Below are 23,199 nucleotides of genomic sequence, written 5' to 3' on the forward strand. Positions count from 1 at the left end.
CCACACCGCTTCCCCACCCTCCAGCATCGCGGTCTCACCCTGCGTGACGCAACGAAGAAGGTCACGAAAACGTATCGGGCATATCACCCATCAACCTTCACACGAGCCACATGAGTTGGCTACGGTTCGGGCGGGCCGCGCGTCCCCCACCGGCGAACCCGCCGGGCCGAGCGGCCTCCGCCGGGTCCGTCACCACTGTCGCGGCAGCCGGTCCCCGGCCCTCCCCGGAGCGATGACGACCTGGAAGTCCCCCTGCCGCCGCCCCGCAGGCGGAACGTTGGAAGGAGTCGCCTCCCTTGGCGTCGCACCGCAAGTCGCGCACCCCCGGTACGCGCGTGGCAGGCATACGGACCCCCGCTCTCGCCACGGCGGCCCTGACCTCCGTCGCCCTGCTCTCCCAGACGGCCGACGCCGCTCCCTCGGACGACGGCAGGCCGAGCCTGGAGGAGGTCGAGAAGAAGGTCGACGATCTGTACCGCCAGGCGGAGTCGGCGACCGAGAAGTACAACGCGGCCAAGGAGAGGACCACGAAGCAGCGCAAGCGCGTCGACACCCTCCTCGACGACGTGGCCGAGCGCACCCAGACGCTCAACGAGGCGCGGGAGAAACTGGGTTCCTTCGCGGCCGCCCAGTACCGGACCGGCGCGGGCGTCCCGGACACGGCGACCTTCCTGCTCGCGGACTCCCCGCAGGACTTCTTCGACCGGAACCGGCTGATGGACCGGATGACCGGCCGCCAGAAGGAAGCGGTCGACGACTACGTCACCAAGCAGTCCGAGACGATGGAGAAGCGGCGGGAGGCCACCGAGAGCCTCGAGACGCTCACCGAGTCGCAGAGCGATCTGAGGACCGCGAAGGCCACCGTCCAGAAGAAGCTCAGCACCGCGCGTGAGCTGATGTCGAAGCTGACCGCCGAGGAGAAGTCGCGGCTCGCGGCGGCCGAGGAGAAGAAGCAGGAAGAGGCCGCCCGCAAGGCCGCCGAGCTGGCCCGGCAGCAGGCGGAGCAGCAGAAGGCCGCAGAGCAGGCGCAGCAGGAGAGCGGCCCTTCCGACACCTCCGGCGCGTCCGGCTCCTCCGGCTCGGCGTCGACCGCCCCGTCGACCTCCACCCCGCCGTCGACGTCGACTCCGACGGACTCCTCGTACGCCGCCAAGGCCGAGAAGGCCCTCGCCTTCGCCCGCGCGCAGATCGGCAAGCCCTACGTCTGGGGCGCCACCGGTCCCGGCTCCTACGACTGCTCCGGGCTCACCCAGGCCGCCTGGAAGGCCGCCGGCGTCACCCTTCCCCGCACCACCTACGACCAGGTCGACGCCGGCACCACGGTCCCGCTGTCCCAGGCACAGCCCGGCGACCTCGTCTTCTTCTACGACGACCTCACGCATGTGGGCCTCTATGTCGGCAACGGCATGATGATCCACGCGCCGAAGCCCGGCACCTACGTCCGCGAGGAGTCGGTCTTCTACGACGGCGAGTCGTCGATCCACAGCGTGGTCCGCCCGGCCTGACCCACAGCAGGTGGCCGAGGGAGCCGGAGACCACTGGGTCGCGGGTGGGGCCATCGCTCTCTCGTCACTCGCCGGCGCCAGGCTGCTCGCCGCCGACAACGCCCGGCTGTGTCTGTGGAACGACGACCTCGGGGTCCTGCGCCTGATGACCGTCGCCCTGCTGGTGCTCGACCTGGCCCGGTACGCGGTACTGCTGGTCGCCGAGGCCGTCCGGCCGCGGCTGAGCTAGGACACACGGCGCTGGGCGACCGTGTTCCCCCTCGGCATGACGGCGGCGGCGACGCTCTCCGCGTCCGCCGCCCTCGGTGTCCCGTGGCTCGAGGGTCTGGGGCGGGTGCTGCTGTGGGTCGCGGTGGCCGTCTGGCCGGCGGCCGCCGTCGGCGCGGTGGCCTCCGCGCGGACCGCGACCACGTCCGGCCCCGTACCGGCCTCCGTCAGGTCCAGAGCACGGCGATGAAGATGTTCGCCGTGGTCAGCAGTCCGACCAGCCCGAACAGGCCCTTGTCCACCTTCTCCTCGTCCCGCTTCACGTAGACCAGGCCGAGGATCACGATCAGCAGGGCCAGCTTGACGCCGATCTTGATGTGGTTGACAGACTGGCCGTCGCCCTCGTTGAGGCCGACCAGGACCACACCGGTGACCAGCATGGTCAGCGCGCCGTGCAGCATCGCGGGGACGAAGCGGGCGGTGCCCTGGCCCATGGCCTTCATCTGGGTCAGAAACCCGCCGAGCAGCGACGCGATGCCGATGATGTGCAGTCCGACGAAGAGGTGGGTGAGTACGTCCATGAGCCGGAGCCTAACCAGCCCCGCCCCCTCACCCTGCACCGGCCCGATGCGATGGCTACGGCTGTAGGGCCGTGGCCTGACGGAATGTGGCCGGTCGTCGGCGGTCACGGGCGGCCAGGACGGCTTCGCGAGCGAGGGCGGAGGCACGGGACGTGGTGCCTGACGGAGCCGTCTGTACGGCGTCCTGGATATCGCCACGCGGCACGACGGTACGGCAGCCCCGGCACAGACCGCCGACGAAGGCGGCGGGAGGCCCCGGTACGCCGCACTTGGTGCACTCCGGCAGGAGACGGCCGACGAGGCGTGGCCCGGGGGCATCCCGCGTCGGCTCCGGGGCCGGGGCCGTGGAGGGCACGGGCGGCAGCTTGTCGCGCAGGCGCCGAGCGACGAACCCGCGCGGCGCGTGGACGGCGTCGGGCAGGCCGGAGGTGAGGGCCTGCATCAGGGAGCCGGGAGTCGCACCGCGCTCCAGCCAGGGGACAACCATGTCGGTGAGAGCGTTGCAGTCGGCATCGGACAGGGCGAGCCCGGGTTCGACGCGGCCGAGCCGGGCGAGCGTCCGGTAGCCGGTGGCTCGATGCGTTTCGGGGGCGGTGGGGACGGATTCGGATGCGGGCGCAGCAGGAACAGTGGCCTGGTCGATTGCCCCCGCGATGTCCGCCGCTTCACCGCCTCCCAGGAAGCGAGCCCACCAGGCGCTGTCACGTGCGGTGCTGGACCAGAACGTACGGAACACCCAGCGCGTTGCGCCGTCGCCGGTTGTGGCGAGGCCACGGACCCGGTGGAGATGCCCGGCGCGGGAGAGAGCGTTGAGTGCGCTGCGTACGGCCTGCTGGCCGTAGAGGGGAAGCGCCTTGGCGAGGCTCTTCACGTCCATCGCGGCGCCCTCGGGGAGCTGGTCGACGTAGGCGGCGATGTAGGCCTCGCGGGCGGGGAGGTGCGAGAAGTCGACGGGCCGGAACGCGGCACCGGGCTCAGCCGGGGCGGTGCGTTTCCCATAGCCGGGACTGGCCATGGGATGAGCTGCGGGTGCGGGCAGGGCACCGTTAGAGTCTTCGTAAGCCACGAGATCGCTCTTTTCGATCTTGAGGTGAGACCCCGGTCGGTGTTCCCGCACCTGCCGGGGTTGTTTGTTGTCGCGAACGCTAGAGGGTGGCGACGGCGTGTCGCAAGCCGATCACGAAAAGTCATGACGACTGGTAGCGCGGCACGTTGCGAGGAGGGCGGGTGGTGGGTTGAACCCCACCACCCATTCCTTGCAAACGCCGCTCGGGCCTCGGAGCCTGTCCCTCGAAGCTCAAGCTCCGGTACGGGCGTACGCGACGAACGCGCTCCAGGTGCCTCCGGCGACGGTGAACCGAGGACTCCGGGGCCCGAGCTTCGAGTCTCGGATGTGGATGGTGTGGGGGCAGGGGGCGACTTCGACGCACGCCCCGCCCTGGCTGTGGCTGGACTTACTCCAGTCGAGGGCTACTTCGAGGCAGTTGCCGCCCTCCGTGCCGCTGTACGTGGACTTGAACCATCGCAGGTCCCTGTTCATTACTCCTCCGCCACCTCGCAGATAAATCGTGCGGATTCCGAAAGACTCAACGCCATCCGAAGGATCATCGCATGACGCTGCGTGGCGATACTGACGCGATCCGGATCCGAGTACAGGACGCCAGCCGTTTGTCCCTCCTCGTACCCAACATGCTCGTGCTCCGGTGTCTCAAGCAAGAGCAGTGGCCCGTTGAGGCCAGGATGTGCACCGACAATGGGGAGCACCTGCACCGTGACATTCCGCTGCTGCGACATGGTCAGCAGATGGCGCAACTGACGGGAGTGCGCTTCAGCCCCGCCAACCTCGTTGCGCAGCGCAGACTCGCCAATCACGAAGCTGAAGGACCTGGTCTGCTTCGTCAGCAGATCTTGCCGCTTGAGTCGCGCCGCCACGCGCTCTTCAACGGTCTCATCGTCAAGCGGGGGCCAGTGAGCCTTGAGCAACGCCCGGGTTGTCTCCTCTGTTTGCAGGAGCCCAGGGATGAGTAGCGGCTCGTAGGTACTGAGCGAGATGGCCTCTGACTCATACCGAATGAAGTCCTGCGAGAAAGTCGGGAACGGCTCCGGCTTCAGGTACTCCTGAGCCGCCACCAGCTTCCCGCCCGCCCCGCACACCTGATCCGCGATCTGCAGGAACCGCAGCGTGGGCCGACGGCGGCCGTTCTCCATCGACTTGACGTACTCGTAGTCGTCGCCGGCCTCCTTGGCCAGCGCATCCCGACCGACACCGGCCTCCGCACGCCACATCTTGATCTGGCTGCCGCAGTACCTCCAGGCCACGGGCGGCTGGGAGTTCACTTCGGTCGACACACGCACCTCCGCCGGGTCCACCGTGGGGACAACCACGTGCTGTACCCACGTCGCTCCTCGCGAGGCTATGCGCGAGCCGAGACCGTGATCCCACGAAACGTCAGAAGTTCGACGCAAGGGATGAACAGCGCATGCAGACCCCACGACTTCCGCTGCCCGTGACCGCCCCGAGGGACATCGAGTGGCGCCTGCCGCGTCACGCGAGAAGCGTGGGCAGGGCCCGCGCACTGTTCCGCGAACAGGCGGCGTCCTGGGAACTGCCGCAGGGCGCGACGGACACGGCGGAACTCCTCCTGAGCGAGCTGATGACCAACGCCTACCGCCACGCGAAAGTCCCGGCCGGCCACGAGATCCGGGCCCGCTGCGAACTCACGGCCAACCGCCTCCGCATCACGGTGACCGACGCGAACGACACACTGCCAATGCCGGGAGCGGCAGCTCTGGACGACGAATCGGGCCGGGGCCTGGAACTGGTGACGACGCTGGCGGACGACTGGGGTGCGGAGCTACGCAAGTCCGGCGTCGGCAAGATGGTTTGGTTCGAGCTTCGGTACGAGAACCTCCCGGAGACGTTGCCGCACGCCGAACCAGTGAGGCATTTCCCACCCGGTTGAGCAGCGCGGCTGACATAGCCCATCCCCGTACGCTTCCCCCCGACGCGCTGTCGGGTACGAGCTCAACCGGACGGCGTGACCGAGGACCACACACCGAACCACTGCTCGGCGCCGAACTCCTCGAACCGCTCCACCTCGGTGAACCCCAGCTTCGCCGCGAGACGCATCGAGCGGTCGTTGGCGGTCTGGGTGCAGAGCACCACCGGCTCGCCGGGAAGCGCGTCGGCGAACCAGTCGAGTGCCGCCACGCACGCCTCGGCGGCGTAACCGCCTCCCCACGCCTCCGGCAGAAACATATACGACCTTTCCCACGATTGAGGCGTGGGCGTGCTCGCCCGGCGGTTCGGCTGGTGGATGATCAGCAGGCGGCCTGTCGGGCGAGCGCCAGTTCGGTGCTGTGGATGGGCCGGGTGGCCCGTCGGGCGGCACGGTCAGAGACCAGGCTCGCGATGGCGCGGTGGGTCTCTGCGTAGTCTTCGCGGCGGCTGGTGAAGCGCTGCAGCGGCCGCCAGTGGCGCATCTCGGTGTTGGCGTGCTCGACCGGGATGCGGGAGGAGGACTGGCGGCGCTTGGCTTCGCGCCAGGCTCGCTTGTCGCCCTCGGGTGCGTCGTCCTTGGCCCTCTTCGGCGGGGCGCTGACCTGGTCTGGGAACTCGTTCGCCAGGCCCCGGTAGCCGTCGTCGACCTCGGCCTTGACGCCAGGGTGGAGGCGGAACTGCTCGGCGATCCCTTCGGTGCGCATCGCGGTCTGGTCGTGCATGCGGCTGGGCCGGTCGGCTCCGTTCCACAGGGTGCGGCCCTGCCCGTCACTGATGGTGGTGGTCTTGATGGTGTTCTGCTTCTTCTTGCCGGACACGAACGCACGGCGTCCGGGGCGGTGTGCCCAGGGGCGGCGGACCTGGGTCTCCATGCCATCGATGCGCAAGGTGACGCCCTCGGCCTCGGCGTAGGCGAACACGTCCTCCAGGATTCGCAGGCGCAGACCGGGGCGTTCGGGGACGGCGAAGCCGCGTGCGGCCAGTAGCGGGCGGACCTCGGTCACGGCTCGGCCGATCGTGGAGGAGCCGACCTCGTACAGGATGCCCAACGCTTGGTAGGTCAGCTCGGTCCGGAGATGTACGAGGGTGACCACGAGCCTGTCGACGAAGGGGAGTTCGTACTTCGGGCAGGCTCCGCGTTGCCGGCGGCGCGCGGAGCCGCGTCGTTCCCGGCGCCCGGACTCGCACCGGGCCTCCCAGCGCGAAGCGAGCTCTTCGAGCAACTCGCCGAGATGTTGGCGGGACAGCCCGGTGAAGGCAGGATGGGACAAGGCCGCGCGGGCTTGCTTCTTGACCACACTCGAAGAACCCGCGCGGCCGCCATCACGTCACGGCCACTGCGCCGCAAGCCTGGGTCAGGTCGTAAATACATGGACAGCTCCCCGCCGCACCCGGCAAAGTGGCCGCCCGTGACGAGCAGTGAGCTATGGACCCGTGCGACCGCCGACCGCTACGACGCCGAGGAGAGCGAGATGTCCTCGGCCGCTGTTCTCGGACCGACCCTCGCCTTCCTCACCGAACTCGCCGGAGACGGCCGGGCACTGGAGTTCGCCATCGGAACCGGACGAGTGGGCGTCCCGCTCCGGGAACGCGGCGTGCCCGTTGTGGGCATCGAACTGTCCGAGCACATGGCAGCGGTCCTGCGGCGCAAGATCGACGAGGACATGCTCCCGGTCGCCATCGGGGACATGGCCACGACCGTCGTCCCCGGCGAGTTCACCCTGGTCTATCTCGTCTACAACACGATCACGAACCTGCTCACGCAGGACGAGCAGGTCGAGTGCTTCCGCAACGCCGCACGTCACCTGACGCCCGGCGGCCGATTCGTCATCGAGCTGGGCGTGCCGCCGCTGCGGTTCCTGCCGCCCGGGCAGGTCGCGGTGCCGTTCGACGTCTCCGAGCGGCATCTCGGCTTCGACACCTTCGACCTGGTCGAGCAGATTCTCGTCTCGCACCACCTCACCCGCGACGGCGAGGACGGCCGCTACCGCCGCGGCTACTCCCGGCACCGGTACGCGTGGCCGGCGGAGCTCGACCTGATGGCACGGATCGCGGGGCTCGAGCTGGAACGGCGCGTCGCGGACTGGGACGGGGCGCCGTTCACCCAGGACTCCGCGAAGCACATCTCCGTGTGGCGCAAGCCGGCCTGAGGCAGCCCCTCCTGGTCCCGCCCCTCGGCCAGGCCGGGCACGATGAAAAAGTCACGACGGTGGGAGGTATCCCGCCGTCGCAGGTGCGTATCCACCTGGCACGCCGACTGCCATGTCCTCAGTTCCAGCCGATCGCCGATGACCGGCAGAGCCGCATGGGGCGCGACGAGGGCCGGGAGGACGTGGTCGCGGCCGTGGCCGGGGCTGCCGTGGGGTGCTGCCAGCGGTCGTCGGCGGGCAGAAGGGTGTGCAGAGCGTCCAGGAGGTCGTCGTCGCTGGGCGCCCGTCTCGATGATCGCCACGCCGGTCGTGGCGTGCGGCACGAAGACGTTCAGAAGGCCGTCGCGGCCTGCCGCCGCCTTGCGGAGGAAACCCTCACAATCGCGGGCGAGGTCGATAGCCGAGCTCGGCCTCCCCGGCATCCGGACGGACGTGTCCCGGACGCTCGGCGTCGCGCCGATCGAGCGCGATCGTGCCGATCATCGCTCCGTCGAGACCGATCACGAAGAGGCCAGGGCGCCGCCCGGGCACCTCAGGCACCGCGCGCTCGAGCTCATCACGCGGTCGAGGGCCACCGAGGTAGGTGCGCACCTCCGGCGAGGCGAACAGCTCGATGAACGCCGCACGGCCCCGGGCCCCGGACTCACGGAGCACGAGCCGCTCGGTCCTGATCGGGGCGGGTGGCCAGGCCACGGGTCCGAGCTCGGTCATGGCGGGCAACCTATCGCACGCCCGCCGGGCAGAAGCCTCGGACGACCCACAGCGGCGGCAGCCACTGACCCGTCGGCCCCAGCCGAACGGGATGATCGCGGACGCGCCCAGCAGATCGTCAGACCAGGCGGCGGGCCGTCGCCCAGCGGGTCAGTTCGTGGCGGTTGGAGAGCTGGAGCTTGCGCAGCACCGCCGAGACGTGGGACTCGACCGTCTTCACGGAGATGAACAGCTGCTTGGCGATCTCCTTGTACGCGTAGCCGCGGGCGATCAACCGCAGCACCTCGCGCTCGCGCTGGGTGAGGCGGTCGAGGTCCTCGTCGACCGGAGGGGCGTCGGTCGAGGCGAAGGCGTCGAGGACGAAGCCGGCCAGGCGGGGGGAGAAGACGGCGTCGCCCTCCTGGACCCGGAAGACCGAGTCGACCAGGTCGGCCCCGGTGATCGTCTTGGTCACGTAGCCGCGGGCGCCGCCCCGGATCACCCCGATCACGTCCTCCGCCGCGTCCGAGACGGAGAGCGCGAGGAAGCGGACCGGCTGCTCGGGGTCCCCCATCAACGGGGCGCAGCGGCGGAGCACTTCCACACCGCCGCCACCGGGCAGGTGCACGTCGAGGAGGACGACCTCGGGCCGGGTCGCGGTGATGACCGTGACCGCCTGGTCGACGTCCGCGGCCTCGCCGACCACCTCGACGCCGGTCTGTTCGGTCTGTCCTATCTCGGCTTGGACGCCCGTGCGGAACATGCGGTGGTCGTCGACGAGGACGACACGCACATGACGTCCGGCGCCGTCGGCCGGTCCCGCCGTTGCGTTCGTCCCGGTCGGTTCGGTGGGCTCGCTCATGACGTCTTCTCCGCCCTCTCCATCTCCAGCTCGACCTCCGTGCCGCCGTCCGGCACCGCGCGCAGCCGCGCCGTGCCGCCGTTGCGCTCCATGCGGCCGATGATCGATTCTCTGACACCCATGCGGTCGGCGGGTATCGAGTCGAGGTCGAAGCCGGGGCCGCGGTCCCGGACGGACACGAAGACCGTCCTTCCCTCGACTTCGGCGTAGACCTGTACGGCACCCCCCTCGCCACCGTACTTGGCCGCGTTCACCATAGCCTCGCGCGCGGCCTGCATCTGCGGGCCGATCTTCTCGTCCAGCGGGCAGTCGCCGACGACGACGACCTCGATGGGGACGCCGTGCTTGTCCTCCACCTCGGCGGCGTTGCGCCGCACGGCGTCGGCGAGGGTGGTGGGCTCGTCGGCCTCGTCCTTGCCGGTGCCCTCGGGCTTGTAGAGCCAGGTGCGCAGGTCGCGCTCCTGGGCGCGGGCGAGGCGGCGCACCTCCCCCGGGCTCTCGGCGTTGCGCTGGATCAGGGTGAGGGTGTGCAGTACCGAGTCGTGGACGTGGGCGGCGACCTCGGCACGCTCCTGGGCGCGGATGCGCATCAGCCGTTCCTCGGAGAGGTCCTGGGTCATGCGCACGAGGTAGGGGCCGGCGAGGAGCGTGATCCCGACGAGGACCGCGAGGGCCGCCTGGAGCACCGATGCGAGGTGGCTCCCGGAGCCCCGCAGCACGAAGATGCCCGAGACACCGGCCGTGACCAGCAGGACGCCGGCGCCGGACCGCAGCAGGGTGACCGTACGGCGGCGGCTGCCGACCTCGACCCAGCGGGCCCGGCGCGCGTTGTCGGCCTGCCGCCAGACCAGGGCTACGCCCGCGCCGACCAGCACGGTCGGCCAGAGATAGGCCTTGGCGCCGTTGGACAGGTTCACATTGCCGACGAAGGCCATGGCCACGACGACCATGAGGAGCAGGGCGACGATCTGGCCCTTGTCCGGTCTGCGGGTGACGAGTCTGCGCCGGCCGTCCGGCGAGGTCTCGGTCCCGACCAGCGGGGGCGGCTTCGGCGCGTCCACACCGCCCACGCCGAGCGGTACGAAGAACCAGAACGCGGCGTACAGCAGTGCGCCGAGGCCGTCGGCCATGAACAGGCCGACGAACACGAGCCGTACCCAGACCACGGGCAGCCCGAGGTGCCCGGCGAGCCCCCGCGCCACACCACCGAGCCAGCGTCCCTCACCGCTGCGGTAGAGCTTGCGCGGCGGCCGCGGCTCGACGAGTGGCGCTGCTGCGGCTTCCGACATGCCAATGATGGTCACACGGCCCCCGGTTCCGGGGCATCAGGGTCGGCCCCGGAGACTCCCCTGATCTCCGGTCCGGGCACCTCGAACACTCCCCGGCCGTCCCTCAGGGCCGATATCAGGGTCCGGCCAGGGTCGTCCCGACTGCCGTCACGGCGGCTCGCCCGTCACCATGGACCCATGACAGATCACCAGCACTCCGCGACGGGTCCGGGACCCGGCTCCGGCCCGCGCCCTCCCGAGGGCGCGGGGCCGCGGGATGCCGCGCCTACCGCGTCCGCGGCAGGCGGTGCGGCGGCCGGGGAGACCGCCTCCGCCGGAGCTCCGCACCCTCCCGGCGAGGCCCCCGTGCCCGAGTCGCCGCACCGTTTCCGGCGCGACCGCCGGCACCAGATGCTCGGCGGGGTGTGCTCCGGGCTCGGCCGGCAGTGCGACATGGACCCGGTGATCTTCCGCATCACACTGGCGGTGCTTTCCGCCACCGGCGGCGTCGGCCTCATCTTCTACGGCTTCGCCTGGCTCCTCGTCCCGTACGAGGGCGAGGAGGAGAACGAGATCCGCAGACTGCTGACCGGCCGGGTCGGCGGCCATACGCTGGCGGCGATACTTTTCGCGCTGGTCGGCTGCGGCGTCTTCCTCACCATGCTGAACAACGGCGGGGTGCTGAGCTTCGCCGTGATGCTCTCCCTGCTGCTCGCCGGTGCCGGGTACTGGTCCCGGCAGCGCGGTACCCCCAGCCCCGACCCCCTCGCCGCCCAGGCCGCCGCCGACGCCCCGCCGGAGCCCCAGGCGCCGCCGGTTCCCGTCGCCTACTCCTCGTGGTGGCGCGATCCCCTCGTCAAGGACGGCACGCACATCGGCGGTACGGGCTATCTGTGGGGCCCCGGGGACTCCCGCGACCTGGACGTCGCCGCAGCGGTCAACGTCCGCCTCGACCCCCACGGCTCCGGCCACGGTGACGTGCGCACCCCGCACCCCCGGTCGGCCGAGCCTCGAGGGCCCCGCTGGATCGGCGGCTGGGTCTTCCTGCTCGCCCTGCTCGCGGCCGGCCTGGGCACGGGCCTGACATGGCAGGAGCATCCGCTCGGCACCAGTTTGCAGACCGGCCTCGCGTGTGCGCTCGCCGTCTTCGGCGTCGGTGTGGCGGTCAGCGCGTTCCTGGGCCGCACCGGGGCGGGATCGATCATCCTGGCGGTCGTCACCGCGGGGCTGCTGGCCGCCTCTGCGGCCATGCCCAAGGACATCGGCACCGAGTGGATGCGCACCACCTGGGAGCCCGCCTCGGTCGCACAGATACGCCCGGCGTACGACCTGGGCACGGGGAGCGGCACCCTTGATCTGTCCGGGGTGCGGGTGGCCGAGGGGCAGACCGTGTCGACACGGGCGGACGTCGGCCTGGGCCGCATCCACGTGATCGTGCCCGAGGACGTGACCGTGCGGCTGAACATCCAGATCGGGTTGGGCGACATCCAGTTGCCGGGCGACTTGCGGAAGGACGTGGACGTGGCACCCGACAAGCACAAGGAGGTGACCCTGGATCCGCCCGCGGGCGTCAAGAAGGCGGGCACGCTCGACCTGGACCTCCAGATCGGTGCCGGACAGGCGGAGGTGAGCCGTGCTACGTCATGAGTTCCAGCCCGGCAGGCTGGTCGCCGGCGCCTCCCTCACCCTCGCCGCCGTGCTCTACGCCGGAGACGCGGGCGGCGCCTGGCACACCCCGTGGTTCGTCGTGTTCCCCGTCGTCACGGGCGGCCTGTGCCTGGCCGGAGCGGTGGGCGGCGTGACGGGCCTGATACGCCGGCACAGACGGTCCGGCGACCGGGAGAGCCACGCGAAGTCACCGACCTGACGAAGGCGGCCGGGCCGGGCACCTTCGCCGCGGGTGAGGGCGGCCCTACCGGTAGCCGCCCACCCGCTGTCGCCGGCGTCCACGGAGGGCGGCGTCCACGGAGAGCAGGGGGGCACCTGCCAGCACGAGGGGTACCCAGCAGAACAGGTACGGGAGGTCATTGCCGTAGTAGTACGGTTCGGCGGCCCAGCTCACCGTCAGCCACAGGCTGAGGGAGATCAGCGCGCCGCCGAGGGCGGCCGGCCGGGCGAGCAGACCGATGAGGGTCGCGATGCCGACGGCCAACTCGCCGAAGGCGATGGCGTACCCGAAGGCGACGGGATTCTCCAGGGACATGTCGACCAGCGCGGGAACGGCCGAGGAGTCGCGGACGGCACGCATCATGTCGCCGATCGACCCGGCCCCGGCGTCCTTCATGAACGCGCTGTCGGTGAGTTTGTCCAGTCCGGCGTAGAGGAAGGTGATGCCCAGAAAGATCCGCAGAGGCAGGAGCGCGTACCGCGTGGCGGTGTCCCGCCAGTTCCTGTCACCCTCGAAGCGAGGGCTGTACGTATCCGTGCGCACACCTTGAGTCATCGCCGTCTGTCGCCTCTCGCCGCCGTACCGAGATCCTCTCGACAGACCATACGTACGACAATCAAGGCCGGATCAATCCCCTGCCGCCCTGATTCCCTCGGAGCGTCACCTCGACTGCTCCGTCCGACTACTCCGTCACGTCGATCGCGTACCGGTTCGTCTCCACCCCGGCTGCCGTGACGACCTGTACCTCCACCCGCCCCGGTTCCACCTCCGCCGGGACCGGAACGGTCAGCAGGGCGTCCGTCGGGTTGTCGAAACCGCCCGTCACCGGCACCAGCGGCACATGGACGTGCACCGCTCCCACCCGGACCACCATCCGGGCCAGCCGGTCGGCTCCCTGCGCGCCCATCGGCACGAAGCCGGTGCCCCGGATCTCGATGTCGTCGCCGGTCCGGATCGGCGCGTCCAGGTCGCCCGCCTCCCGCGCCCGTACCACCGAAAGGATGACCGGCCGGCCGCCCTCCGCGTACTTCCCCGCGAGATAGGTCGCCGCCGACACCAGCACGACCACCGCGAGCCCCCACGGCAGATCCGGCAACTGGTCCGGCCGCCGCGCCAGTCGCACCGCCGCGAACACCAGCGCGACGGCGCTGATCACGACGTACTGGATGTCGGCGAAGCCACCCCGTCCCGCGTCGTCGGTCAGCAGATCGGCCGCCCGGGGCCGGTCCGCGCGCACCTTCTGCAGCCGCTGCCCCTGCACCCGCAGTCCGACCACCCGCCGCACCACTACGGCGATCCCGGACACCACGGCGAGCACGGTCACCACGCCCGCACCGCGGGCCAGTTCCAGCCCCGCGATCAGCGCGTCGCGTTCCCGGTGCTCGGAGGCGACCGCCAGTCGCCCCACCAGGACCAGCACCGCGTACGCCAGGAACAGCACCCAGGAGGCCGCCACCGCGCGGGACGTGGAAAGGCGGTTGTCCTCCCCGATCACCGGCGCCAGTACCCCGCCCCGCGCGCGGTGGAACCACGAAGCGGCGGTCAGCGCGCCGGCCACCACCAGCGCGGCCAGCAACCCGGCCGTGCGCGCGGCACTCCAGCCCGAGCCGATCGCCGTGAGCGCCTGGCCCAGAAGCAACAGCACGACCGCCGCCCACACCACGACCGCCGTCCGACGCCACAGGCGCGCCAGCCAGGCCGTGCCCTCGGCCCGGCCGCGCTCGGCGACGAGTTCCGCGGCCTGTGCCAGCTCCTCCGAGACCCACTGGCGGGAGGCGGACGCCGAGTGGGCGACCGCCGCGGGCAGCCCGTGCCCGGCCGCGAACTCCTCGCGTTTGAGCAGGAACGCGGCGACCGCGCGCCGGTGCCCCTCACGCACCCCGTGCGGACAGTCCCCGCAGGCGCAGCCGCCCTCGTGGGCGCCCGCGACCGCGCCGCCCTGTCCCGCCTCCCGCACCGCCACGACCGAAGCCCGCCTTCCCCATGTCCGCGTACACGTTCACTCTCACCATCGGTGCACGCGACTCCCCTGCGACGACTGCGAATTGTGCCCTACTTCCGGCCCCCCACCCGGCAGGTCCGGCCAGTGGGGGTGAAGTTCGAGGCGTCATGTTGACCCGGCCACGAGAATCCCCCCCGCGGCAATCCCCCCGTGGCCGACCGTGGCCGAGCTCATCGGTCAGCCCAGCAGATCCGGCTCGCTGCGGCTGATGTCCTGCCACATCGGCTGGTAGTTGATCCACGCCACCAGGTCTCCGCCCAGCTGCTCCCGTGTCGCCACGGCCTGCCGGTGGTCGATCAGGACGGGCAGGCCCGCGGACTTCGCGCTGAGCTGCACCTGGCAGGAGCGTTCCATGGACACGAACCACCAGGCCGCCGCGTCCACCGAGTCGCCCACGGTGAGCAGTCCGTGGTTGCGCAGCACCAGCGCCTTGTGGAATCCCAGCGCGGCCGCGATGCGCCTGCCCTCGTCCGCGTCGACGGTGACACCGCTGTAGGTGTCGTAGAGGGCGTGGTCCTCGTAGAACGCGCAGCTCTCCTGGGTGATCGGGTCGAGCAGGTCACCGAGGGCGGCGAGCGCGCGGCCGTGCACCGAGTGGCAGTGGGCGACGGCGACGACGTCGGGCCGGGCCAGGTGCACCTGGGCGTGCACGGTGAACGCCGCCTGGTTGACGTGGTGGCCGCCCTGGACGACCTGGCCGTCCCGGTTGGCCAGCACCAGGTCGCTCACGGTGACGTACCGGAAGGGCATCCCGAACGGATTGACCCAGAAGCAGTCGCTGAACTCCGGATCGCGGGCGGTGATGTGCCCCGAGACGCCGTCCTCGAAGCCGAGTCGCCCGAACAACCGCAGCGCGCCCGCCAGCCGCTCCTTGCGGTGCCGGCGCTCGTCCTCGATCGACTCGTGCATGGGCGGCATGGCGAACCGCAGCTTGTCGGTGGGCAACGGCAGGGGCGGGGTGGGCCCGTGCATCAGTCCTCCTGCGGGGGATTTCGCATGGTGCGGAAGTTACCGTCGTGCAGCCGCGGACGACAGGCCCCTTCCATAAAGATGGCGGTGCCGGGTGACAAACGCGACGACCCCGGCCCCGTACGCCGGCTGCTGCTCCCTCCGGAGGACACCGCGGATACCCGACACAAGACGTCCGGTATCCGCGCCACACTCGGCCCATGCACACGAACTGGAAGGCCTTCGCCTCCGCCGAACCCGCTCTCGCGAAGACCGTGGAGGAGCGCTTCGGCGCGCACACCCACCACGTCCTCGCGACCCTGCGCAAGGACGGGTCGCCGCGCACCACCGGCCTCGAGGTGCGCTTCCTGAAAGGTGAGCTGTGGCTCGGCATGATGCCGGACTCGCTCAAGGCGCGCGACCTGCGCCGCGACCCGCGCTTCGCGCTCCAGGCGAACCCGGGGCCGGGCACGGGCATGGGCGGCGGGGACGTCCGGATCAGCGGGCGCGCGTTCGAGGTCGAGGACGCGGACACCCGGGCCGCATACTCCGAAGAAGTGGGGCCGCCGGAGCCGTTCCACCTCTTCCGCACCGAGTTGACGGAGGTCGTACGGACCTCCGTGGAGGACGAGACGTATCTCGTCCTCCAGGTCTGGAAGCCCGGTGAACCGGTGCGCACGCTCACACGGAGCTGACGGCTACTCCCACTCGATGGTCCCCGGCGGCTTGGAGGTCACGTCGAGGACGACGCGGTTGACGTCCCGCACCTCGTTGGTGATGCGGGTCGAGATCTTCCCGAGGACGTCGTACGGCAGCCGCGACCAGTCGGCGGTCATCGCGTCCTCGGAGGACACCGGGCGCAGGACGACGGGGTGGCCGTAGGTGCGGCCGTCGCCCTGGACACCGACGCTGCGGACGTCCGCGAGCAGGACCACGGGGCACTGCCAGATGTCCCGGTCGAGGCCGGCCGCGGTGAGCTCCTCGCGGGCGATGGCGTCGGCCTCGCGCAGCAGGTCGAGCCGTTCCTTGGTCACCTCGCCGACGATACGGATGCCGAGTCCCGGGCCGGGGAACGGCTGCCGCTGGACGATCTCCTCCGGCAGGCCGAGTTCCTCGCCGACCATCCGGACCTCGTCCTTGAACAGCTGGCGCAGCGGCTCGATCAACCGGAACTCGAGGTCTTCGGGGAGGCCGCCCACATTGTGGTGCGACTTGATGTTGGCGGTGCCGGTGCCCCCGCCGGACTCGACGACGTCCGGGTAGAGGGTGCCCTGGACCAGGAACTCCACGGCCGGGCCCGCGTCCGCGACGATCTCGGCCTGGGCCTGCTCGAAGACCCGGATGAACTCGCGGCCGATGATCTTCCGCTTCTGCTCGGGGTCCGAGACGCCCTTGAGCGCGGTCAGGAACCGCTCCGACGCGTCCACGACCTTCAGCTGGACGCCGGTCGCGGCGACGAAGTCCTTCTCGACCTGCTCGGTCTCGCCCTTGCGCATCAGCCCGTGGTCGACGTACACGCAGGTCAGCTGCGAACCGATGGCCTTCTGGACGAGGGCCGCGGCGACGGCGGAGTCCACCCCGCCGGACAGACCGCAGATGGCGCGCCGATCACCGACCTGCTCGCGGATGGCGGCGACCTGCTCCTCGATGACGCTGCCGGTGGTCCAGCTCGGGCTCAGGCCCGCGCCCCGGTACAGGAAGTGCTCCAGCACCTGCTGCCCGTGCGTGGAGTGCATCACCTCGGGGTGGTACTGGACGCCGTAGAGCTTCTTGTCGTCGTTCTCGAAGGCGGCGACTGGGACGACGTCCGTGGAGGCCGTGACGGCGAAACCCTCGGGGGCGGCGGAGCAGGCGTCACCGTGCGACATCCACACGGCCTGCTCGCCCGGGGTGCCCTCGAAGAGGGTGGAGGACGTCTTGGAGACGCGCAGTTCGGTACGGCCGTACTCACGCGCGCCGGTGTTGTCCACCTGGCCGCCCAGGGTCCGCGCCATGAGCTGGAAGCCGTAGCACATGCCGAAGACCGGGACGCCGGCCTTGAAGAGCGCGCGGTCGATGGTGGGGGCGCCCTCCTCGTACACCGACGAGGGGCCGCCGGAGAGGATGATCGCCGCCGGGTTCTTGGCGAGGATCTCCGCGACCGGCATGGTGCTCGGCACGATCTCGCTGTAGACCCGCGCCTCGCGGACGCGACGGGCGATGAGCTGGGCGTACTGCGCGCCGAAGTCGACGACCAGGACGGTGTCGGGCGCGTGGGCAGCGGAAGTCGCTGAGGACACGAGGTGCCTTCCGGCGGTGGGCGGGTCTGGTGCCTCCCGATTCTACCGGGGTGGACGTGCGGCCCTCCCCCCGCTTCCCGGAGCCGCGTACGGCGGGGCCCGTCTCCGTCGCCGTCTCAGCATGCGACCCGTGTTGGACGGTCGGGGCGGGCGCGGCATACTGGAACCATGCTCGCGCACTCGACCTTCCTGTTTACCTATGGCAACCGGCCCACCGGCTGCCATGGTCGTGCTGCTTGAGCAACTGACAAGCGACTTCCCAGGCGCCCCGGGCCGACAAGGTCCGGGGCGCCTGGCGTTTTCGGACCCGGTCGCTCCGGGGCACCCCCACCCGACGAGGAGCCCCGGCATGACCACCACCACCGACCTCATGAGCACCGCCGGCACGAGCACCGGCAGCACGAGCGGCGACACCACGCGCGCCGAGGCTCCGAGCACTGGCATGGCGCACACCGAGAGGACCGGCGCCCGCACCGCCGAGGCCGCCGACGTGATCACCGGTGCCCGCGAGCGGATCGACGCCCTCGACGACCGGATCATCGGCCTGGTCCAGGAACGGATGGCCGTGTCGGCCGTCATCCAGCGGGAACGGATCACCTCCGGCGGCCGGCGTGTGAACCTCTCCCGCGAGATGGAGATCCTCAGTCACTACAGTGACGCCCTGGGCAAGTCGGGCACCACGCTCGCGATGACCCTGCTGGAGCTGAGCCGCGGCAGGATCTGAACCGGCCGGGCACCGCTGCCGTCCACCGGCGACTGGATCCGTGTTCCAGGGACAGGCGTACGCATCCCCCTCACCCGTACGGCGCGTGACCGGAGCCGTGGTCGCGCCGTTGGTCCGGGTGTCCGTGTCAGCCAGGGGCGGGCCCGAAGGAACCACGCGTGGCTCGCCGGAGCGATGAGACGTACGGATCGTGCCGTGCGTCGTGGGACCTCGTTCCGGACAGGTGACCGGACGGCAGGGGACAGCAGCCCGGTCACCCAAGAGAACGGCCGGCTCCGGGGACGCCCGGGGCCGGTCGGCGGGACAAGTCCCGGTCCGGCCGGAACCGCGGGCCCAGGTCCTCCGCGGACAGCGTCCTCGGGGGGCAGTGTCCTCGCGGACGGCAGACGAGACGGACCGCACACGAGACGGACCGCAGACGAGACCAGCGGCGCTCCCCCTGCGCCGCTCCCCGGCACCTGCGCCGTCCTGACGTCGGTGCTCACGCAAGGGAAGGGCCTCCGCGCCCCCCGCCCCGCGGGGGCCCTTCCCCTGCGGCCGGTATCCGCGCGGGACGCGGTGTCAGGTGCGGGAAACGACGCCGCATTCCTCGGCGGCCCCGTCCAGTCCCTGGCTCCGGTCGTACGGATCCTGCGCCTCCCCCGTCGCCGTCGCCGCGGGGCCGCCACCCGGATCGCCGAGGAACATCGGACGGATCACCCCGTCGCCCTCGCGGCAGTCGTCGTTGCTGATCTCACCGTTGATGCCGGCGAGCCAGATGTGTCCGTCGGTCGTCTGGAACCTGACGGGATCCACCGCCTCCACCTCGATCACCCGACGCACGATCACGCGGGCCACCTCGCCGCCACCGGGGCGGTGGAGCGCGTACACGAAGGTGTAGTCGCCCTTGACCACGGCCTTCCCGGCGGTTCCGCGCACGGGCTTGACCGTCAGACGGCCACGAACCCTCACATCGTCCAGCAGTTCGACCTCGTCGGGGTCGAACCGGGTGAACATCCACACCGGGTCGTTCTCCACCGTGGGCTTGCGCAGCCCGGCGCGCACATCGGCGAGGTAGTCCTTCATCAGCGGGTCGAGGAGGGCCAGCGCCTTCTTCGGCTCGGCACCCATGATCACCTCACGGTCGAGGTTCGAGGCGATCAGGAACTCCCTCGCCCCGTCCAGGGCGGCCTCGACGGCGGCGGCGGACACGCCGTTGACGGCCTTCGCCTTCCCCTCCGGCAACCGGATCGCCTCCGCTCCCGACTCCCACCGCGCGGCCGGAGACCCGGCGAACGGCCGCTCACGGGTGGGCATATCGGCGAGCTCTGCGGAAGGGGCTCTCGTGGGGCGGGCGGTCTCGGGGGCCAGCGGTGCGACGGAGGCCGTTTCCACTCCGTTCGCCCCGTCCGAGCCGAACCCGTCACCGAGACCGCCGGGCAACCAGGACAGCGCGGCGGACGGATTGACGGCGGCCACCGCGACCGCGGCGGCGGCCAGCACGCCGACGACGCTCCAGCCCGTGCGCCGACGCGTGGCGCGGCCGTCCATGTCCTGCCAGGCAGGACCGGTGCGCCATCCCTCGGGCTGGGCGGGCGGGGCGGCGGGCTTGTTCCGGCCCCAACGGCGCTTCCCGCCACCGCCGTTCGACCTGGCCTGCGCCTCGTCCATGGCGCGCAGCCGCTCGGTCACCATCCGCGCCCGCGCGGACGGTTCCTTCGGAGCGGAGCCGCGGATGTCGCGCTCACTGTCCTCGACGAATTTGTCCCACACGTCGTCAGACGGAGTGGACGACTTCGGCCTTGCGGGTTCTTCGGGCGGCTGCTGCTCGGGCACTGGGTGACGCGCTCTCTGTCAGGCGGTGTCGGACGTCCGTCCACGCGGATCGGAGGGTGAGCGTACGCGGTTGCCGATCAGCTCATATCAGTGATCCACCTCACATAAAGTTTCTGTCAGGGTCGGGACAACCATTCACAGGCTTCGGTGATCAAACCCACCGGAACCACGGGCCACTCCCGCGCCCCACCGCGGAGGCCTCCCCTGACGCGTACCGCAACCGGCGGTACACCTGACTTCCCGAGGTCTTCATGAAGCTCCGCCGTGCCATGGTCACCGCGGCCGCGACGGCTGTCATATCCCCGCTCGCCCTGCTCTCCGCCCCCGCCGCGTTCGCGACGGGCGAGCAGCCGAGCGCGTCGACCAGCAGTTCCTCCGTGAACGTGGACGGGGACGACTCCTCCACGGAGCAGACCACCCCGGCGACCGACGAGGAGACCAGCCCCACCACGGACGAAACCACGACGGCCGACGAGCAGAACCACTCCTCCACAGAGGAAAGCAGCCCGGCGACCGACGAGGAGACCAGCCCCTCCGCCGACGAAACCACGACGGACGAGGAGGAGAAGGAGGAGGGCGACCCGGTCACCGACGAGAGCAGCCCCGCCACCTCGCCGAGCCCGAGCGAGAGTGCTCCCGGGGACGACGCCCAGCTGTGCGTCGACGAGGACGGCAACGACATCCTCGAGCTGAGCGAGGACCTGACGAGCGGTCTGTCGGGCCTGCCCGAGACGATCGTCGCGGGCAGCGGCTGGACCAACTTCCGGTTCAACGTCTCCAACACGAGCGACCGTGACATCAAGGACATCTCTCCGCTGATCGGCGTGGCGGCCATCGGCTGGGACGACGTGGAGGACTACTCCGGCGAGATCAGCGTGCAGGTCCTCGACAAGTCGAGCGGCACCTGGCGCGAGGTCGCCGGGGCCGCCGGTGAGGGCGGCACGTTCACCTCGTTCTCGCTGGGCGCCCACAAGTCGACCTCGTACGAGCTGCGGCTGCGGGTCAGCGGCGACGTGCCCGACTCGGTCGGCGTGACGATCGGCTTCGCCCACTACTCGGACGAGGGTGGCTGCTGGATCGCCGACGACCCGAACGGCTGGATCTACTTCTTCGACATCCTGGCCGCCGGTTCCGAGCCGGGCAAGCCGGCGGACGCCAAGCCGCAGACCGGTGGCACGAAGCCGATCAGCCAGGTCAAGACGGTCGAGGCCACCGGCAGCCTGGCCGAGACCGGTTCCAGCTCCGCGCTTCCGATGATCGGACTCCTCGGCGGTGCCGCCGTCGTGGCCGGTGCGGGTGCGGTGTTCGTGGTGCGTCGCCGCAAGGCCGGTGCGGTGGCGTAAGCACGTCGCGGACAAGGGGAGAGGACCTGCGCTCGGAGGGGGGCGCAGGTCCTCTTTCCCTTCCCGGCTCGCCCGGCTGCCGCGGCTACTTCTTCGGCGGCACCGTCGGCATCCCCAGGAACGGCAGCTTCAGCGCACCGAACGCGTCCGCCGGGACCACCGGCGACTTCGGCTCGACCGGCCGGAGCCGCTCGTAGGCCGCCCCCTGCTGCGGACGACGGTCGGGCTCGTCCTTGTTGGGCCAGTACGACATGGCCCGCTCGGCCTGTGCCGTGATCGTCAGGGACGGGTTCACGCCCAGGTTCGCCGAGACCGCCGCTCCGTCCACGACCGAGATACCGGGGTGACCGTAGAGGCGGTGGTACGGGTCGATCACACCGGTGTCCCGGGTGGCGCCGATGGGGCAGCCGCCCAGGAAGTGGGCCGTCAGCGGCATGCCCGACAGCTCACCGATGTTGGAACCGGCGAACCCGTTGATCTCGGCCGCCAGGGCGGACGCGCCCTCCGTGGCCGCCTTGATCTGCTTGGGGTTGGCGGCACCATGGCCCTGCCGCGCGGTGAGCAGCCCCCGGCCCGCCCCGGTCGGCTTCAGGTACGTCGTCAGGGAGTTGTCCAACGACTGCATCACCAGGCCGATGATGGTCCGCTCCGACCAGCGCCGGTTGGAGAGCGAACGCATCATCAGCCAGGGGTGCCTCGCCGCGTTGCCCAGCCAGCCCAGCACCCTGGCCGCGCCCGAACCGCCGCCCGCGTACGGGACCTGGAGGATCGACAGGACTCCCATCGAGTTGGAGCCGCGACCGTAGCGGACCGGCTCGATATGGGTGTTCTCGTCGGGGTGGATCGACGAGGTGATGGCCACCCCGCGGGTGAAGTCGACCTTGGGCGCCCCTGTCACCTTGCGATAGCGGCGGTCGTCGGTCTGCGCGCCGACCAGCGCCTCGGAGTTGGTACGGGTCAGCTCACCCAATCTGTCCGAGATGTGCGGCAGTTGGCCGTTGGCCTTCATCCGGTGCAGCAGTGTCTGGGTGCCGTACGTGCCGGCGGCCAGCACGACGCAGCGGGCCCGGAAGGTCCGCCCGCCGCCCTTGCGGCGATTGCCGGTGGGGAGCGTGGCGACGGCGAATCCGCCCCGCGAGTCCTCCGTCACCGACACGGCCGTCGTCATGGGATGGACGACCGCGCCCGCCTTTTCGGCGAGGTGCAGGTAGTTCTCGTTGAGGGTGTTCTTCGCGCCGTGCCGGCAACCGGTCATGCACTCGCCGCACTCGGCACAGGCCCGGCGCGACGGCCCGGCCCCGCCGAAGTACGGGTCGGCCACCTCCTGCCCCGGCTTCGCCCTCACCGTGCCGTCGGCGTCCTCGCCGTCGCCGAAGAAGACGCCGACCGGGGCCATGTGGAAGGTGTCGCCCACGCCCATCCGCTCGGCCGCCGCCTTCAGGTGCACGTCGGACGGGGTCGTCGTCGGGTTGAGCCGTACGCCCAGCATGCGCCGCGCCTGGTCGTAGTACGGCTTCAGCTCGTCCTGCCAGTCGGTGATGTCACGCCACTGCGGGTCGTCGAAGAAGGGTTTGGGCGGTACGTAGAGGGTGTTGGCGTAGTTGAGGGAGCCGCCGCCGACGCCCGCGCCGGCCAGGACCATCACGTTGCCCAGCAGATGGATGCGCTGGATGCCGTACATGCCGAGCCTGGGGGCCCACAGGTAGTTCCTCAGGTCCCAGGAGTTCTTCGGCAGGGAGTCGCGGGTGAAGCGGCGGCCCGCTTCCAGTACGCCGACGCGGTAGCCCTTCTCGGTCAGGCGCAGGGCCGTGACGGAGCCGCCGAAACCCGAGCCGACGACGAGGACGTCATAGTCGTACACGGTGTCGTCTTCGCGTTCGTCGTTCCGTTCCTGGACGGAGTTCTCCTGTGACACACGCTCTCCTCGTCGAAAGCT

22 protein-coding genes and 3 pseudogenes are annotated in these 23,199 nt (G+C 70.7%); 9 read left to right on the plus strand and 16 right to left on the minus strand.

What is annotated here, in order from left to right:
- Positions 1–296 precede the first annotated feature (296 nt).
- Complete coding sequence (locus WJ438_RS16465) at positions 297–1,505, plus strand: NlpC/P60 family protein (RefSeq protein ID WP_406725929.1); 1,209 nt, start codon at positions 297–299, stop codon at positions 1,503–1,505.
- Positions 1,498–1,962 (plus strand): annotated as a pseudogene (locus WJ438_RS16470) (hypothetical protein); the annotation flags it as partial. The gene WJ438_RS16465 and the pseudogene WJ438_RS16470, both read left to right, overlap by 8 nt.
- Here WJ438_RS16470 and WJ438_RS16475 read toward each other — a convergent pair.
- The 4 genes from WJ438_RS16475 to WJ438_RS16490 form a co-directional block, all read right to left on the minus strand.
- Positions 1,940–2,293 (minus strand): hypothetical protein, encoded by a 354-nt coding sequence (locus WJ438_RS16475; protein WP_406725930.1) that lies wholly within the window; start codon positions 2,291–2,293, stop codon positions 1,940–1,942. The pseudogene WJ438_RS16470 and the gene WJ438_RS16475 sit on opposite strands and share 23 nt — an antisense overlap.
- 55 nt (positions 2,294–2,348) lie before the next feature.
- The gene (locus WJ438_RS16480) at positions 2,349–3,308 is read right to left on the minus strand and encodes a MarR family transcriptional regulator (RefSeq protein WP_406725931.1); all 960 of its coding nucleotides are present in this window, start codon (positions 3,306–3,308) and stop codon (positions 2,349–2,351) included.
- Positions 3,309–3,590: 282 nt separating this feature from the next.
- Positions 3,591–3,833, minus strand: coding sequence for a DUF397 domain-containing protein (locus WJ438_RS16485; RefSeq protein ID WP_406725932.1), 243 nt, complete (start codon positions 3,831–3,833; stop codon positions 3,591–3,593).
- The gene (locus tag WJ438_RS16490) at positions 3,833–4,642 is read right to left on the minus strand and encodes a helix-turn-helix domain-containing protein (protein ID WP_406725933.1); all 810 of its coding nucleotides are present in this window, start codon (positions 4,640–4,642) and stop codon (positions 3,833–3,835) included. The genes WJ438_RS16485 and WJ438_RS16490 overlap by 1 nt, the downstream gene beginning before the upstream one ends.
- 131 nt (positions 4,643–4,773) lie before the next feature.
- On the opposite strand from WJ438_RS16490, the gene WJ438_RS16495 reads away from it, so the two are divergent.
- Positions 4,774–5,256, plus strand: coding sequence for an ATP-binding protein (locus WJ438_RS16495; protein ID WP_406725934.1), 483 nt, complete (start codon positions 4,774–4,776; stop codon positions 5,254–5,256).
- 62 nt (positions 5,257–5,318) lie between these two features.
- Here WJ438_RS16495 and WJ438_RS16500 read toward each other — a convergent pair whose 3' ends face one another.
- Together WJ438_RS16500 and WJ438_RS16505 are read right to left on the minus strand one after the other, a co-directional pair.
- Entirely contained in the window at positions 5,319–5,615 is a 297-nt protein-coding gene (locus WJ438_RS16500) for a GNAT family N-acetyltransferase; N-acetyltransferase (RefSeq protein WP_406729714.1), read from the minus strand.
- A complete protein-coding gene (locus WJ438_RS16505) occupies positions 5,615–6,592 on the minus strand; it encodes a transposase family protein (RefSeq protein ID WP_406725935.1) in 978 nt (325 codons plus the stop codon). Before WJ438_RS16505 ends, WJ438_RS16500 begins: the two co-directional genes overlap by 1 nt.
- A 111-nt stretch (positions 6,593–6,703) precedes the next feature.
- Here WJ438_RS16505 and WJ438_RS16510 point away from each other — a divergent pair, with 111 nt between their 5' ends.
- Positions 6,704–7,444 (plus strand): class I SAM-dependent DNA methyltransferase, encoded by a 741-nt coding sequence (locus WJ438_RS16510; protein ID WP_406725936.1) that lies wholly within the window; start codon positions 6,704–6,706, stop codon positions 7,442–7,444.
- 119 nt (positions 7,445–7,563) lie between these two features.
- Here WJ438_RS16510 and WJ438_RS16515 read toward each other — a convergent pair.
- The 4 genes and pseudogenes from WJ438_RS16515 to WJ438_RS16530 all read right to left on the minus strand — a co-directional run.
- Positions 7,564–7,866: pseudogene (locus WJ438_RS16515) on the minus strand (YjbQ family protein); the annotation flags it as partial.
- Positions 7,841–8,155: pseudogene (locus tag WJ438_RS16520) on the minus strand (GNAT family N-acetyltransferase); the annotation flags it as partial. The pseudogenes WJ438_RS16515 and WJ438_RS16520, both read right to left, overlap by 26 nt.
- Before the next feature lie 118 nt (positions 8,156–8,273).
- A complete protein-coding gene (locus WJ438_RS16525; protein WP_406725937.1) occupies positions 8,274–8,996 on the minus strand; it encodes a LuxR C-terminal-related transcriptional regulator in 723 nt (240 codons plus the stop codon).
- Positions 8,993–10,285 (minus strand): PspC domain-containing protein, encoded by a 1,293-nt coding sequence (locus WJ438_RS16530; RefSeq protein WP_406725938.1) that lies wholly within the window; start codon positions 10,283–10,285, stop codon positions 8,993–8,995. Before WJ438_RS16530 ends, WJ438_RS16525 begins: the two co-directional genes overlap by 4 nt.
- A gap of 177 nt (positions 10,286–10,462) precedes the next feature.
- Between WJ438_RS16530 and WJ438_RS16535 the strand changes: the two genes are divergently transcribed.
- Positions 10,463–11,911, plus strand: a complete 1,449-nt coding sequence (locus WJ438_RS16535; RefSeq protein WP_406725939.1) for a PspC domain-containing protein — start codon at positions 10,463–10,465, stop codon at positions 11,909–11,911.
- The gene (locus WJ438_RS16540; protein WP_406725940.1) at positions 11,898–12,131 is read left to right on the plus strand and encodes a hypothetical protein; all 234 of its coding nucleotides are present in this window, start codon (positions 11,898–11,900) and stop codon (positions 12,129–12,131) included. The genes WJ438_RS16535 and WJ438_RS16540 overlap by 14 nt, the downstream gene beginning before the upstream one ends.
- Before the next feature lie 45 nt (positions 12,132–12,176).
- On the opposite strand, the gene WJ438_RS16545 is transcribed toward WJ438_RS16540, so the two are convergent.
- The 3 genes from WJ438_RS16545 to WJ438_RS16555 form a co-directional block, all read right to left on the minus strand.
- Positions 12,177–12,707 carry a DoxX family protein gene (locus WJ438_RS16545; RefSeq protein ID WP_406725941.1) on the minus strand — a complete coding sequence of 177 codons (531 nt, stop codon included), beginning with the start codon at positions 12,705–12,707 and terminating at the stop codon, positions 12,177–12,179.
- A 127-nt stretch (positions 12,708–12,834) separates the two neighbouring features.
- Positions 12,835–14,115, minus strand: coding sequence for a hypothetical protein (locus WJ438_RS16550; protein ID WP_406725942.1), 1,281 nt, complete (start codon positions 14,113–14,115; stop codon positions 12,835–12,837).
- Between the two features lie 216 nt (positions 14,116–14,331).
- Positions 14,332–15,126, minus strand: coding sequence for a class II aldolase/adducin family protein (locus WJ438_RS16555; RefSeq protein ID WP_406725943.1), 795 nt, complete (start codon positions 15,124–15,126; stop codon positions 14,332–14,334).
- 197 nt (positions 15,127–15,323) lie between these two features.
- Between WJ438_RS16555 and WJ438_RS16560 the strand changes: the two genes are divergently transcribed.
- A complete protein-coding gene (locus WJ438_RS16560; RefSeq protein ID WP_406725944.1) occupies positions 15,324–15,797 on the plus strand; it encodes a pyridoxamine 5'-phosphate oxidase family protein in 474 nt (157 codons plus the stop codon).
- Positions 15,798–15,800: 3 nt separating this feature from the next.
- Here WJ438_RS16560 and guaA read toward each other — a convergent pair whose 3' ends face one another.
- The gene (gene guaA, locus WJ438_RS16565) at positions 15,801–17,381 is read right to left on the minus strand and encodes a glutamine-hydrolyzing GMP synthase (RefSeq protein WP_406725945.1); all 1,581 of its coding nucleotides are present in this window, start codon (positions 17,379–17,381) and stop codon (positions 15,801–15,803) included.
- A gap of 349 nt (positions 17,382–17,730) precedes the next feature.
- Here guaA and WJ438_RS16570 point away from each other — a divergent pair, with 349 nt between their 5' ends.
- Positions 17,731–18,105, plus strand: coding sequence for a chorismate mutase (locus tag WJ438_RS16570; RefSeq protein WP_406725946.1), 375 nt, complete (start codon positions 17,731–17,733; stop codon positions 18,103–18,105).
- Between the two features lie 561 nt (positions 18,106–18,666).
- Here WJ438_RS16570 and WJ438_RS16575 read toward each other — a convergent pair.
- Positions 18,667–19,857 (minus strand): hypothetical protein, encoded by a 1,191-nt coding sequence (locus tag WJ438_RS16575; protein ID WP_406725947.1) that lies wholly within the window; start codon positions 19,855–19,857, stop codon positions 18,667–18,669.
- A 314-nt stretch (positions 19,858–20,171) separates the two neighbouring features.
- Between WJ438_RS16575 and WJ438_RS16580 the strand changes: the two genes are divergently transcribed.
- Complete coding sequence (locus tag WJ438_RS16580; RefSeq protein ID WP_406725948.1) at positions 20,172–21,263, plus strand: LAETG motif-containing sortase-dependent surface protein; 1,092 nt, start codon at positions 20,172–20,174, stop codon at positions 21,261–21,263.
- 85 nt (positions 21,264–21,348) lie between these two features.
- Here the strand turns inward: WJ438_RS16580 and WJ438_RS16585 are convergent, their stop codons facing one another.
- Entirely contained in the window at positions 21,349–23,178 is a 1,830-nt protein-coding gene (locus WJ438_RS16585) for a GMC oxidoreductase (RefSeq protein ID WP_406725949.1), read from the minus strand.
- Positions 23,179–23,199: the final 21 nt, after the last annotated feature.

Source organism: Streptomyces sp. GD-15H, assembly GCF_045291515.1.
Lineage (GTDB): Bacteria > Actinomycetota > Actinomycetes > Streptomycetales > Streptomycetaceae > Streptomyces.

Coding starts and splice junctions, on each gene's coding strand:
- WJ438_RS16485 (WP_406725932.1), bottom strand. CDS start 3,833: ATGAACAGGGACCTGCGATGGTTCAAGTCCACGTACAGCGGCACGGAG.
- WJ438_RS16530 (WP_406725938.1), bottom strand. CDS start 10,285: ATGTCGGAAGCCGCAGCAGCGCCACTCGTCGAGCCGCGGCCGCCGCGC.
- WJ438_RS16525 (WP_406725937.1), bottom strand. CDS start 8,996: ATGAGCGAGCCCACCGAACCGACCGGGACGAACGCAACGGCGGGACCG.
- WJ438_RS16580 (WP_406725948.1), top strand. CDS start 20,172: ATGAAGCTCCGCCGTGCCATGGTCACCGCGGCCGCGACGGCTGTCATA.
- WJ438_RS16555 (WP_406725943.1), bottom strand. CDS start 15,126: ATGCACGGGCCCACCCCGCCCCTGCCGTTGCCCACCGACAAGCTGCGG.
- WJ438_RS16535 (WP_406725939.1), top strand. CDS start 10,463: ATGACAGATCACCAGCACTCCGCGACGGGTCCGGGACCCGGCTCCGGC.
- WJ438_RS16545 (WP_406725941.1), bottom strand. CDS start 12,707: ATGACTCAAGGTGTGCGCACGGATACGTACAGCCCTCGCTTCGAGGGT.
- WJ438_RS16495 (WP_406725934.1), top strand. CDS start 4,774: ATGCAGACCCCACGACTTCCGCTGCCCGTGACCGCCCCGAGGGACATC.
- WJ438_RS16560 (WP_406725944.1), top strand. CDS start 15,324: ATGCACACGAACTGGAAGGCCTTCGCCTCCGCCGAACCCGCTCTCGCG.
- WJ438_RS16570 (WP_406725946.1), top strand. CDS start 17,731: ATGACCACCACCACCGACCTCATGAGCACCGCCGGCACGAGCACCGGC.
- WJ438_RS16480 (WP_406725931.1), bottom strand. CDS start 3,308: ATGGCCAGTCCCGGCTATGGGAAACGCACCGCCCCGGCTGAGCCCGGT.
- WJ438_RS16475 (WP_406725930.1), bottom strand. CDS start 2,293: ATGGACGTACTCACCCACCTCTTCGTCGGACTGCACATCATCGGCATC.